We start from the raw sequence: 13557 nt of genomic DNA on the forward strand, positions 1-13557 counted from the left end.
AGCTAGGTGTCTTGAGTTTCAAGGGAAGATCATTTACCTGATTTAATAGTGTAGTAAATCAAAGTCTTTCAGACAACATTGAAAGGTTATTCAATTCGGAGAAATAAAATGACAATGAAATTTAATATAGAGCATATAGCTTCTTACTACAAGTACCTTCAAGAAAGCAGTAACTATCCGAAGGATAGTCTTTATGAGCTTTTTCTAATTGGTAAACTCTACAGAGATAAAGACGTTGTAAAAGAAATTTCAGAAATCTTAGAAAAATACGCGGGTAAAGCTCAGTTAAAAGCTTTTAAAACCCGTAATAAGCTTCCTGAAAAATTAGATGATACCGGAAAACTCATCAGTACGCTTGTGCATTTTGCAGCTATAGATCCAGGTTTTCCTATTGGCAAGCTATATAATATGCTGGGGTATACACGTTTCTTTTTAAGTGAAGAAAGCGTTGCTAAAAAAATAAGTAAAGATCCTTCTATTATTTTACGACTCCAAGGCATAACGGGTTTGAACATAACGAATGTATTTGCAAGTGGTATTCCAGAAGAATTTGGAACACTAAGTGGGGTAAATACGCTTTACATTAAAGGGCCGTATACAGTACTCCCAGATTCTTTTAGTAACTTTAAGAATTTAGAAGTCATATCGCTAAAAACCCCTTGTTTACAAAAGGTGCCAGAATATTTTAGCCAATTAAAGCAACTTAAGGAGCTCACTATTGATCAGGCTAAAGGGGGCGAAACGGTAACCTTAGAAATGCCTACAGATTTGCAGCAACTTAGTAATCTTGAAACTTTAAAATTAAAAGGCTTAACCACTAAAAATATTGATCAATTAAAACTTCCGACTTCTATAAGAATATTGGAATTAGAAAATTTAGAAAATTTAAAAACCTTACCGGACCTTTCTTCCTTGAAAATATTAGAAGAAATAAAAGTTTTTGATTGCCCTAGTCTTACCAAAATTCCAGATAACATCCATCAATTAAAAACACTAAAAAAAGTACGGTTTAAGCGTCTGCCAAAAGTTAAAGAGATTGATGATACTTTAGTCTTTATGCCAGATATAGGTGTTATACAATTAGATGACTCGATAGACATTATAAATACTAATACTACTCTACAGGTTTCTAAATTGACGCTTTATCGGGAAGATTTCCTAGCTTATATGATAAAAAACCCTGAAAGCTTTCCGAATTTAAAGGAATTAGAAATCTACAGTATTAAGGAATTACCACAACTTGCTTCCGGTTTAGAAAGTTTACCAGCATTAGAAACTATTGCTTGTTTTGGGATGAATGATTGTGATTTTTTATTCGCCAATCTAGGAGCATGCCGTAAATTATCTACCCTCAAACTATGGAACTCTGAAATAGAAAAGCTATCTGAAACGCTAAAAAATATAGACCTGCTTGACTCTTTAGAAATTCAACGATGTCCTAATTTAGTCATTGAAAGTGATGTGCTTCCTCAAAAAATTAACAATCTCGACCTTTTAAACATTAAAGAGTTTATTCCAGGAGAAAGGTTAATACAAACTGAAAAAGCGTCTTTTCAATCGCTAAGCATCTCCAATATGAAGAGTTTTTTTAGTAAAATCGTAGCCAAAAGCTTAAGTCTATATTTTCCTAAAGCAACGGCAGATCCTGAGATTGACTATTCTGCTTATTTTCCAAAGCCAGAATACTTAAAAAAACTACAGGTTATTTGGTCAACAGCGGCTATAAAAGATGTTTTAAAACACTGTCCGCAATTAGAAAAACTGTTTATAGAAAATCAAAACGAAAGCGAAGCTGCACTTAATGTGCACCCTGCTACTCAATTAAAAGGATTAAAATTAGACTATTATAAAGCGCAAAATGTAAAAGAATTGCTTCAGCAGATGCCTAATTTACAAGCGCTCTCAATAGAAAATAACCAAATTATAAAAGATTTCCCTGCTGTACAGCTTCCTCATTTAGAAAAGCTTTCCCTATCGCGTACAGAGCTATCGTCTTTAGCAGCTTTAGAGGCTCCCAAACTAAACGATCTAGAGATAACGTTATGCTACGCTTTTGATAAAAAGGCTTATGCTGGGCTTAATCAATTTACAGCTTTACAGCGCCTTCACTTAATGGGCGTAGGCGACGATATTAAAACCATACCAGAAAGTTTAACCAGCTTGGATCTTATTGATTTTAACCCGCATCATAAAATTGAGAAACTTCCGGATTACGTTAAAGAGTTTTCAAATTTGGAAACGCTCTATTTCGACGGTATACATTTTATCGATTTCCCTAAATGGGTTGCTGATTTACAACATCTACAGTATTTAGGGATTAATAATTGTACGTTTGAAAATGCTATTCCTGAATATTTTCAGAAACTAAAATTGAAAGAGGTGAAATACTTCATTTCTAAATTTAGTGGTAATAACATACCCTCTAAAACCTATCAAAATTTGATAACACCCAATTACACGAAACTCAAAAAAAAATTCAGTCATGAAAAGCTTTCATTCCTTTTTAGTGCCGACGACTACTAAGATAAGATGCAAAAAGAATTAACTTACTTAATATGCACAGCGTAACCGTCCGGTAATAGCCAAATTTAAAAACTGACGTTGCTACTGCGTGGCGTTCTTTTTCTAAGGAGAACACCAGAGCACAAAAGTGACACCCATCTTAACGCTTTGCGCATCTTTAGCTGCTTTATTTTCTTGCATTTATAAATCGTTTTTTTCAACAATGCGCGGGGGTATTTCTTGTATTTTACAACAACAAAAAACAACAAATATAAATCTCTTGATTTACATTTAGATACAGAGTTAGACTGAAAGTATCAAAAAAATCAAAGGGTTTTCTGTCTGCAACTCGCGGGTTTAGATCCTTTTAATAAGTTGTTAGCTAGCAAATGAGACCAATATACAAATTCTTGATCATTGTTGAAGCCATAATTGGGTTTGGTCCTTTAGTCATACTGCTAGGGCTAGGCTTAATCACTATACCCATCTCAATTATGGGTATATTAGACGGTTATTATGGTGCACTGGTTATGCTACTTATTGAGGTTGGAGGCTTTCTAGGTATGTTCGCGTTTATCTCCGTTTTAATGCATATTCTAGAGCCAAACAGATATTTTTTGTCGTTTACTAAATTACGTTTATTTATAATCTGCGGCTTTTGCTCAATCCTTGGGTTTGCATTTATGTTAGGTATAAATGTCGAATTAATTTGGCTTCTTATACCAATAGCTGTTGCAGTACACTTCATTTATTTAGGCCGCAAATATGTGTTTGCTGCTAGCTAACAAACGCTTTAACCACGGACGCAAAACAGCAGGCTTGCGCTCCTTCGTCGCTAATTTTAGCCTGCTATTTTGCGCCGGTTAAGCGAGGCGTTATGTTCTTGGGGGACATTGATGATCATCAGGAAGGTGGAAGAGAAGGACCTTGAAGCTGTAAGTGCAATTTGCATGGACTCTTTTTTGCAGTCTGTTGCAAGCACATTGTCTGATGAGGGGATTACAACCTTTTCGAATATCGCTGCGCGCGATGCATTCCTCGATAGGATGAGAGGCGATAACTTGATGCTGGTTGCTGAGAACAACGAAAATGTCGAGGGCGTCATTGAGCTTAAGGAAGGTCGCCATGTTGCGATGCTTTTTATTCGGCCGGAATCACAGAAAAGTGGTATTGGAAGAAAGCTGCTTATATCCGCCTTGAATCATGCGAAGGTTGAAACTGTTACCGTTAGCGCGTCGCTATCTTCAGTGACCGCTTATGAAAATTATGGGTTTGAGCGTAGTGGCGAAATCGGCGAATCGGCAGGCTTGGTTTATCAGCCTATGGAGCTCAAACTTAACAAGCCAATGCACGCGTGATTGCGACGTTATGTGACGATAGGGCTCTATGGAAACTGAAGCAATGAAAGATAACATGGAAAAGGTTTTAACACACCTTGAAAGTTTTCTGTGTGACTCAGAAGAATCAATGTTCAGTAGTAAAACACCTGAAGAGCTACTTGTTGTCGTTTCAGCAAACCTTGCCTCTGTTAAGTCTACTGGGTATCTTTCTAGCCCAGAGCAAATGGTCAACATGTTCTTACCTACTGCCTCCTTGCAAGAAATTGCAATGGATAATGGCTGGGGTAGCCAATACGTTGAGCTAGCAGATCATTTCGAGCAGGCTCTAGAATCGTGCAGTTAAAAGCACATAACAGCTTAGATTATGGCTGTGCAATCGAAAAGGCTTAACAAAACGTTGCAATTGACTTCGTATTGTCACGAAATGTAGTTTCCAACACGTTAAGACCAAATTTATCTTAATTATCTCGATGCTTACGGTATTAAAAAGTAATATCTTCTAAATGGAATAAAATTTTGAGTAGTAAAAATGTACTTTCGTATTACCGCGATTGCTATAAAGAAGATAGCGCGGATTTAAACCTATGGGATTTGAGTAAATTAAAAAAACAAGACTGCTTTGTGCTTGAAGGAAGGGATGATGTAGGCTCAGGTTTTTTACCGCGAATGCCTATTCCTCAAGAGTTTGCTGAGCCAATAATAAAGCGTGTTGAGGTATATCAACGTGAACGTGTTTTGTTGTATGTGCGTTTTATATTAGTCGGTAAGCTTGAGATCAAAGGTGAGATAAAACAAGTTGTTTCACCTATCTTATTTAATGAAGCCTTGATAGAAAAAGATGATGATTATTACTTTTCGGTTATCGACTCTCAACCTGAAATTAATGAATCGCTCACCCAACTGTTAATGCCAGAAGCAGAACCTCTTGATGAAACTGCCGATATTCAATCAGCTTATTTTTGGACTTCATTATTAAAACAAAGCCCATTAGCGCTAAACGTATTTGAACTTTTAAATTATCCTGAGCTTGTTAATTATGCCGAAATAAAAAAAGCCTTAAAAAGTAAAAATTTGACACTTTTACCTGCCTCTATGCTGGTGTTTGTTGAACGTTCAAGCAGCAGTCGAGGGGTGATCCATGAGCTCGAAGAAATAATAGCCTCAAAGATGCTTTCGCCCCCTATAGATGCTTTAATTTCAAATGATTTGCCGCCGAACACGGCTAAGTCGTTAAAGTATGACTACTTACCAGGCTTATTGTCAGCACCACAAAAGAAAGTTATTTCGATTGCTGCTAATGCGCATTTAGGCTGTGTGTCAGGGCCGCCAGGTACAGGGAAAAGTTATACCATTGCCGCAGTTGCTGCAGAGCACATGGCGCGAGGTGAGTCAGTACTTATTGTCGCGAATAATGATCCGGCACTTGATGTGATTGCCGATAAATTGAATGAGAATTTTGCGTTAAGTGAAGTATCAATCAGGGCTGGGCAAAAAGAGTTTTTAAAAAATCTAAAAGCGTATATTGCAGACTTATTGTCTGGTTATTTAGCGGATGAGCAGGAAAAAGCCCCTGCTATTTTTGAATCAGAGCTAAAAGCACAAAATGTGTTACTTAATGATTTAGAGCAACGGTTTGATAAGTTTTGTCGCAAAGCGATAATCCGAGGTCAACGCCTTAAAAGGCTTGAAGATAAAGACATTCAATGGTTAAGCAATTTATATCTCAAGTGGGCTCAGCGCAGTATTAAAAAGCTTGCAAAACAGTGGTCTGCTTTAGATGAAATTAACGATCAACAAACAAAAAGAGAGCTGCTGGCTAGTCGTTATTTAACCGTGTTAAAGAATACTAATTTGCGAACGTTAGTTAACACTCAGCGTAAATCGCTGCAGGCGTTTAATCAGGCTATTCGCAGTCGTACTTCTAAAAGGCAGTTTGAGCTGTTTGATAATATAGAATACTCATCATTGCTAGCGGCGTTTCCTGTGTGGTTAGTGAGTTTGAATTCGCTGTATAGGGTATTACCCTTAAAGCCGCAAATGTTTGATTTAGTTATTATCGATGAAGCAACACAGTGCAATATTAGCAGTTGTTTACCAGCACTTTATCGTGCAAAACGAGCGCTTGTAGTTGGCGATACAAAGCAATTAAGGCATTACTCTTTTTTAGCAAAATCAAAAGAGGCTCAGCTTCGCACTAAGAATCAACTATCACTCTCGAGTGAGGGGGTTGTTAGTTATCGTGATAATTCAATTTTAGATTTGACATTAAATACACTCAATAGCGATCAGCAATTAGCCTTTTTAGATGAGCATTTTAGAAGTAAACCTGAGTTAATTCATTTTAGTAACCGCTATTTTTATCAATCAAAATTAAAAGTAATGCAGCATCGCCCTTGTACAAGCAGTGGGCATTTATTTATCCATCGCGTTAATGGTGAAAGAGATAAAAATGGCGTTAATCAGCTCGAAGCCAACGCTGTAATCGCGAGCATAAAACAGCAAATGAGTGATGATCGAGAAGCGGGTGTTTATCACAGTATCGGAATTGTTTCGCCATTTCGAAGCCAAGCAGATTTTATAGCAAAGCAAATAGACGCTAATTTTAGTGACGCTGAAATAATTAAACATAAGCTCAGAGCCGCCACTCCTTTTGGTTTTCAGGGGGAGGAACGCGATGTTATGTTGATCTCTTTTGCCGTCGATAATGATGCAAAACGTGCGGCAGTATATTTAAATAAAGCAGATGTTTTTAACGTGACTATAACGCGGGCAAGACAAGCACAGCATTTATTTTTATCCATTGATGAAACACAGTTACCAGAACATTATTTATTAAGACGTTACTTAGGCTCGGTAAGTGAGTTTGCAGCCGCTCATACGTGTTTGTCTGATGTCGATGATTTTCAACGCGATGTAATACAAGAGCTGATGAAATTGCAGATAGAAACATGGCCTGGGTATGCTGTTGCGGGGACCGAGGTTGATATTTTATGCCGCTATCATGGCCGCTACTTAGCTGTCGATCTGATTGGTTACCCTGGACCTTGGGCTGATTTCTTTGAACTGGATACCTATAAGCTATTTAGTCGTGCCAATATTGAAATGCTACCCATAAGCTATGGCTTATGGGTTGTCGATAGAGATACCTGTATGCAAGCAATTGTTAGTCGGTTGAAGATGAGTAACAACAAGACTTAATATTTATTTAGGCTTGTTGTGTACTGGCATCTTTAACTTCTTTAGTTTCGAACAAGTTTACTTCGGCACTTGATTGGCTGACGCTGTTTTTTTGTAAGGCAATATAGAGATCTGAATGCACGTAGATGCCGTCTTTACCGGATGTCATACCAGCAATTTCAAACCATGATAGTAATTGCCGCTTTCTGCCAGCAAGTTCTAATCGAATACCACGTTTTTTAAATATCACGTCTAAATCGGCGAGCATGGCCATGACACTTAAATCTAAATGGGTGAAGCAGGGGACTGCGTCGATAATAACGCATTGCGTGTCGTCTTTTTGCCGCGCATATTGTTCTAGCAAACGCCGTTTAAAGTAACCGGCATTAAAGTAAGTTAAAGGAGAATTAAAACGATAAATAAAGACTCCTTGTACTGACTTTGCTTTATCTGTGGCATCAAGGCTCCTAACAACGCCCTTAATATCAACACCTAATATATTGTCGGTAGGGCGCATTACGGTGCGAATAAACTGGAATAACCCCAATAGTACAGCGAGAGTGATGCCTGGTATTACGCCAATAAATAACACTGCGAATAAGGTGGCTAGCGCAAGGTAAAATGCTTGTTTGTCTTTACGCTTTAATAGCCAAATGGCTTTTAAGTCTAATAAATGGATTGAAGCAATAATAAGCACAACACCTAATGCTGCACTGGGAATAAATTCTAGGGGAGCGGTTAAAAATAGGGCGATAACAGCAATAATTCCCGCTGCGATAATCGACACTAATTGCGTTTTACCACCGGAATCATCGTTAACAGCTGTACGAGAGTCTGCACCACTGACAGCAAAACCTTGTGATAAAGCAGAGCCAATGTTCGCAATACCTAACGCTCTAAACTCTTTGTCAGCATCTATGTCGTAACCATTTTTAGCTGCAAAACTGCGAGCGGTTAGCATCATACTGACAAAGCTAACTATTGCTAAGTTAAGTGCAGGCACGACAAGTTCACGAATAATACCAATATCATAAATAGGGGTGTTAAACACTGGAAGGCCACCGGTTACAGTGCCAATTGTGTTGATATCAAACTGCTTTAAATTAAAAACCCACACTAATAGGGCACCAAATGCGATAGCAAACATAGATGCTGGCCAAGTCGGTTTTAGTCGCTTCATGGCAAAAAAAACACCGAGGGTAAACAGGGCCATTAATAGAGTAGGAATGTGGGTTTGTGATAAATAAGTAGGCACACCTCCTAATCGTTCAAGTAAATATCTGTCATCGAAGGTAAAACCGAATACTTTAGAAAATTGGCTGACAATAATCGTAATTGCAACACCGTTTAATAAGCCCATTAAAATAGGCTTGGATAAGAAGTCTGCTAATACCCCTAATTTAAATCGGCTAGCAATAAAGCACCAAAAGCCAGTCATCGCGGTCATAGTTACAACGAGTTGCCAGTGTTTAACACTGTCCCCAGCTGCAAGTGGTGTCACCACCGCAGCAATAACCGCACATGTTGCTGCATCTGGTCCGACAATCAATTGTTTGGAAGTACCAAACAAGGCATATAAAATCATAGGTAATATGCATGAATATAGCCCGACAGCGGCGTTAACCCCAGTAAGTTGTGCATACGCGATAGCAACAGGTAGAGCAACGGCGGCAACGGATAACGCAGCCCTCACATCATCAGCAAACCACTTTCGTTCATAATGAAGTAAAGTGTTTAAACCCGGCATAAAATCATACAAACGCGACAGCACTAAAGTTTCCTTATTTAATCGTAAGCACACTTGGATAGTAAATTTAATATACCAACAAGTATAGCTCAGGGTTGAGGATTTTTTTAATAAATAGCAGATACTTAGGCTTAGGAGTGCTTTTGATTGAGTGTTAAGTCTGATGAAAAAGTTTAAGGGTGAGCGATATTAGCTGGTTGGTGTTACCACATCGCTAATATCATACTAGATGGTGGTTAAGATAAAACCAGCGCAGAGCAATGGCTTTATCTTAGAGTGTGTAAATGCTTATTAGAAACTTTTAGCGTGCAGAGTATTGGTGAGCCTTTAATACTTCAAGAGAGACTACTTGTAACGATTTTTCATGGGTGGCCTCAAGTATAACCGGCGGAGCTACGTTTTCAGCAACCGCATGGTGCCAGCGCACGGCACATAAACACCATTTATCACCAGCCTTTAGGCCTGCAAAATCGTACATTGGATTAGGCGTTATCAAGTCATTGCCTTGTGCTTTTGAAAACTGTAAAAATTCATCAGTCATGATGGCACATACACTGTGGTTACCAACATCAGATGCAGGGACATAGCAAAATCCTTCTCGAGTGTAGCCTGTATTCCCGCAGCACAAATGCAAGCGCGTACCTAATACATTTAATTGATTGCTCATAAAACTACCTTGTTATAATTTGTATTGTTTTACATTGAGTCTGCTTTCAGACTATGTGAAAACGTGGTGGATGAAAAGCTGAATATTGATAGATAGCATGGAGATCACAAATAACATAGCCATTAAAAATATTAAACGTCAGTTTATTAAACTAATGGCGAGGCCAAAATCAGTTCAATATTCATTTATAGTTGCTTGTTGTGTGATTATTGTGCAATTGTGTTTTTGTTGGCTAGCAATTTTTACGTTTACTGTACTAGTAAAAATTTATTATGGTAGCTTTGCGGCTACTATACGTTTGTCTTATATCCAGAATCTATATATATGTGAATATGGTATTTGAATAGCTTTTGATTTCAAATAAACACTTAATTGTAATTGGCAGTATAATTACAGTTTTTATAAGCTCTCGATGTATCAATACTATGGAGCTTTACATTGTTACACGTGAGGAAAAATGAGTAATCTAAGTCTGAAAAATAAGCTGTTGCTATTAGCTATTTTGCCGCTCACGCTGCTGTTAATTAGTTTAATGGCCAGCTCATATTATTTAGAGTATCAAAATCAGCAGCAAAATTTTGTATCGTTTAAAACAAAATTAATTGCTGACAAAGAAAGTTTATTAGCAACTGAGGTTGAGATAGGCCGCCAAATAATTAATTACGAACTAGCCAAGGGGACTAAAGAAGATGCAAAAAATGCATTGCGAGATCTCACTTTTGGTAAAGATGGTTACTTTTTTATCTATGATACAAAAGGCGTTAGTATTTTCCATGCGTTATTGGGTGATGCAATTGAAGGGCAAAATAAAATAGCCATGACCGATCCTAATGGTAAAAAAATAATTGTTGGGTTGCTTGAGCAAGCAAGACAAGGTGGCGGTGCTTTTTATTATGCTTTCCAAAAGCCTAATACAACGGGTTTAGTTGAAAAAATGGGCTATGCAGCGATGGTTCCTGGTACAGATTGGATGCTAGGAACGGGCGCTTATATGGATGATATTGAAGCTGAGCTAACAAAATACCAAGCAACAATACAAGCTCATATGAATGAAAAAGTAACGACCCTGTTATTAATTGCATTATTTTGGGTGGTGTTGACGGTGTTTTTTGCCTTAATTGCGGCAAACAATATGGTAAAACCAATTCACAATATGGTGCAAAACTTAGATGATATTGCAAAAGGCGAAGGTGATCTGACTAAGCGCTTAGAAGTGCATAGTAACGATGAAATTGGTCAATTGGGTAATTCATTTAATGTGTTTGTTAGTAAACTACATAGCATTATCACCAATGTGGCAGATGTAACCCGTGATGTAAAAGATTCATCAAATGATATCAATACACAAACACAGTTAATTGAAAATCAGTTAGTAAACCATAATCATGAAACTGAGCTGGTAGCAACGGCGATCACCGAAATGTCAGCAACATCTCAGGAAGTCGCGCAAAATACCACACAAGTGGCGGTATCAACCCAGTCAGCCACGCAAGATGTTGCCAATGCTCAAAAATGTGTAGATGTTTCTTTAGAAGAAGTTTCAAATTTAATGAGTGAGATTAATCAAGCTGCTGAACAGGTTAATTCATTAAGTGAACAATCTAAAAAAATTAACAGTGTATTAAGTGTTATCGGTGGCATTGCTGAGCAAACTAACTTACTGGCCCTTAATGCGGCTATTGAAGCTGCAAGGGCTGGCGAGCAAGGCCGTGGTTTTGCGGTTGTAGCTGATGAAGTGAGAAGTTTAGCCAGTCGTACACAAGAGAGTACGTTAGAGATTAATGAAATGCTTAATGAGTTACATACGCTAGTCACGGCTGCGGTAAAGGCAATGTTGGCAAGTCAGCAAAGCTGTAATCGCTCAGTTGAGTCATCTCGCGCAATTTCTGAAAGTTTAGGAGCGGTAACCAGCTCGGTTACTACAATTAACGATATGAGCACACAAATAGCTACCGCTGCCACAGAGCAAAGTAGTGTAACTGAGGAAATTAACCGTAACGTTTTTGCGATTCAAGAAATCGTTAATGAGCTTACTCGTTCAATTAAAACAACCTCATCAGTCAGTCATCACTTAGCTGGTCGAGGGGAGAGTTTAGGCGATTTGGTAGGTCAGTTTAAGATCTAATATAAACAAAAAATAGCGGTATTATTGTTGAGCAGTAATAAATAAAGATCAGGCTTTAAATAGCCTGATCTTTGACTTTAAATATAAATGAATCAGTTTAAACTGAACACAAAACCGCTAGATTAGCTATTGAGTTTGCCCGTTGACGATTCTAAGTGTGCACGCACAAACCATTGAAACTGTTCTAAATCGGCAAGTTGGCTAATTAGCATATCCTCAGATACAGGATCGAGCTCTGATAGCTTGCCAATCGCACTTCGGTGATCGCCATTAATCCCATTGTATACTTTATCAAGCGCAACTAAATGATCTTTTACCAAGCCCTTACCAATTGCGTAATCTTGCCATGAACGACGATCAACTATCGATTTTGGAGTACCAACCGGAACTCCGCCCAGCGTAGCGATTCGCTCGGCGATGGTGTCGGTCATTGCTCTGATCACTTCAACCTGAGGGTCGAGCATTTCATGCACGCCAATAAAATTTGGGCCAACTACATTCCAATGAATATGTTTTAGAGTCAATTGTAAATCGATCAGTGCGACCATGCGGTTATCAAGTGTAGCAATGGTATTTTTTGCAGATTCTTCATTCATACCTGGGGCAGTAAATTCAGCGATTTTGTTTGTTTCGTTATTGTTACTCATTATTCCTCCTGATTTATAAGGAATGTTCACAGCGTCTAATAAAGTCTATGAACATGCGTTAGTTTATATAAAGCAATGGCTGTGCCGATAAAAATTATTTTTTAAGTTTCTGATATTTAATAATTTATATGTTTTTTGAAGTTGGGTGATGAAAGCATTTCTTTGAAATGCCATGAAAAATATGCACTTTTTTGTAAAATCTGCAAAATAAAAGATGCTGTTACGTGTTAGCGAATTACTTACTCTCAATAATAACTGTGATACAGAAGTGTATTATCATTGTTGATTAATCATCACTTACATATACTCAACCCATCTTGTTATTAAAGGAGAAGTGCATGTTGAGATTTTTTTCTATCGAGCAGGGGGTGATCAGAGAGTTAGAGCCTTCATCCGATACCTCTCTTGAAGCATCAATCAGAAATGCACACTGGATTGACACAATCAACCCAACGGAAGATGAGCGAAATACGCTCGCAAAAACGCTCAATATAACTTTTCCTGAGTCAGGGGATGTGCAAGAGATTGAAGCTTCATCGCGATGTTTTATCGACAATGAAGGCTTGCATGTGCACGCATTGTTTATGTCGCCCAATGAAGGACGTTTTAATACGGTAACAGTGGCCTGTTTACTTCAGGATAACTGTTTGCTGACCATTCGCGATGACGAGCTGGCTGACTTTCGATTGTTACGCTTAAGAGCACGTAAAGGTCAAGTAATGTGTGATACGCCAAAACAGTTATTGGTTACATTATTCGATCAAAAAGTCGAAAACCATGCTGATATGCTCGAGGATATGCATCATCAGTTAGAGAAGCTCAGTGCATATGTACTAGAAGAAGATGACTCTGATCTAGAAGAAGCGGTCAGTCGTATCGCGCGTTTAGAGGATGCGAATGGGAAAGTGCGTTTGTGTTTAATGGATACGCGGCGCAATATTTCGTTTTTAATACGTCGTTTAGGTGTACAAAATGAGGATCGCGAATCACTACGAGAAATTGTACTTGATATAGATACGCTAATGTCTCACTGTACCTTTTTGTTTGATAAGGTGAACTTTTTGATGGATTCAACACAAGGTTTTATTAACATTGAACAAAATCAAATTATCAAAACCTTCTCTATTGCTTCGGTGGTTTTTTTACCACCTACCGTAGTCGCCAGTGTATATGGGATGAACTTTAATATAATGCCTGAGCTGCAATGGGAATGGGGTTACCCATTTGCAATTGGCATTATGTTGCTATCGGGCTTTGCCCCTTATTTATTTTTTAAACACAAAGGCTGGCTGTAGTGTGTGCCAAGGACTACTTGGCATACACGATTACACGAGTTTATATTCATTTTATAC

9 protein-coding genes are annotated in these 13557 nt (G+C 38.1%); 6 read left to right on the forward strand and 3 right to left on the reverse strand.

What is annotated here, in order from left to right; all coding sequences use genetic code 11:
• The first annotated feature begins 108 nt into the window (after positions 1–108).
• The 4 genes from H5200_RS03860 to H5200_RS03875 all read left to right on the forward strand — a co-directional run bounded on the left by H5200_RS03860 (position 109) and on the right by H5200_RS03875 (position 7040).
• On the forward strand, positions 109–2523 hold the full coding sequence (locus tag H5200_RS03860) for a hypothetical protein (protein WP_182760977.1): 2415 nt from the start codon (positions 109–111) through the stop codon (positions 2521–2523).
• Positions 2524–3398: 875 nt separating this feature from the next.
• Positions 3399–3860, forward strand: coding sequence for a GNAT family N-acetyltransferase (locus H5200_RS03865; RefSeq protein ID WP_182717989.1), 462 nt, complete (start codon positions 3399–3401; stop codon positions 3858–3860).
• Between the two features lie 28 nt (positions 3861–3888).
• Positions 3889–4185, forward strand: coding sequence for a hypothetical protein (locus tag H5200_RS03870; protein WP_182717990.1), 297 nt, complete (start codon positions 3889–3891; stop codon positions 4183–4185).
• Positions 4186–4358: 173 nt separating this feature from the next.
• Positions 4359–7040, forward strand: coding sequence for a DEAD/DEAH box helicase (locus tag H5200_RS03875; RefSeq protein ID WP_220493256.1), 2682 nt, complete (start codon positions 4359–4361; stop codon positions 7038–7040).
• 7 nt (positions 7041–7047) lie between these two features.
• On the opposite strand, the gene H5200_RS03880 is transcribed toward H5200_RS03875, so the two are convergent.
• Entirely contained in the window at positions 7048–8790 is a 1743-nt protein-coding gene (locus H5200_RS03880) for a SulP family inorganic anion transporter (protein WP_182740135.1), read from the reverse strand.
• A gap of 277 nt (positions 8791–9067) precedes the next feature.
• Entirely contained in the window at positions 9068–9433 is a 366-nt protein-coding gene (locus tag H5200_RS03885) for a DUF2237 family protein (RefSeq protein ID WP_149981770.1), read from the reverse strand.
• Between the two features lie 457 nt (positions 9434–9890).
• On the opposite strand from H5200_RS03885, the gene H5200_RS03890 reads away from it, so the two are divergent.
• A complete protein-coding gene (locus H5200_RS03890; protein WP_182760978.1) occupies positions 9891–11558 on the forward strand; it encodes a methyl-accepting chemotaxis protein in 1668 nt (555 codons plus the stop codon).
• Positions 11559–11680: 122 nt separating this feature from the next.
• Here H5200_RS03890 and dps read toward each other — a convergent pair whose 3' ends face one another.
• Positions 11681–12205, reverse strand: coding sequence for a DNA starvation/stationary phase protection protein Dps (gene dps / locus H5200_RS03895; protein WP_149981768.1), 525 nt, complete (start codon positions 12203–12205; stop codon positions 11681–11683).
• Positions 12206–12543: 338 nt separating this feature from the next.
• Here dps and corA point away from each other — a divergent pair, with 338 nt between their 5' ends.
• Complete coding sequence (gene corA / locus H5200_RS03900) at positions 12544–13500, forward strand: magnesium/cobalt transporter CorA (RefSeq protein ID WP_182717992.1); 957 nt, start codon at positions 12544–12546, stop codon at positions 13498–13500.
• The last annotated feature ends 57 nt before the right edge of the window (positions 13501–13557 follow it).

This window comes from Pseudoalteromonas sp. SG43-7, assembly GCF_014164295.1.
Classification (GTDB): Bacteria; Pseudomonadota; Gammaproteobacteria; order Enterobacterales; family Alteromonadaceae; genus Pseudoalteromonas; species Pseudoalteromonas rhizosphaerae.

Bases quoted from the DNA above. Each gene is read 5' to 3' on its own strand.
- H5200_RS03860 (WP_182760977.1), top strand. From the start codon at position 109: ATGACAATGAAATTTAATATAGAGCATATAGCTTCTTACTACAAGTAC.
- H5200_RS03865 (WP_182717989.1), top strand. From the start codon at position 3,399: ATGATCATCAGGAAGGTGGAAGAGAAGGACCTTGAAGCTGTAAGTGCA.
- H5200_RS03870 (WP_182717990.1), top strand. From the start codon at position 3,889: ATGGAAACTGAAGCAATGAAAGATAACATGGAAAAGGTTTTAACACAC.
- H5200_RS03885 (WP_149981770.1), bottom strand. From the start codon at position 9,433: ATGAGCAATCAATTAAATGTATTAGGTACGCGCTTGCATTTGTGCTGC.
- H5200_RS03890 (WP_182760978.1), top strand. From the start codon at position 9,891: ATGAGTAATCTAAGTCTGAAAAATAAGCTGTTGCTATTAGCTATTTTG.
- dps (WP_149981768.1), bottom strand. From the start codon at position 12,205: ATGAGTAACAATAACGAAACAAACAAAATCGCTGAATTTACTGCCCCA.
- corA (WP_182717992.1), top strand. From the start codon at position 12,544: ATGTTGAGATTTTTTTCTATCGAGCAGGGGGTGATCAGAGAGTTAGAG.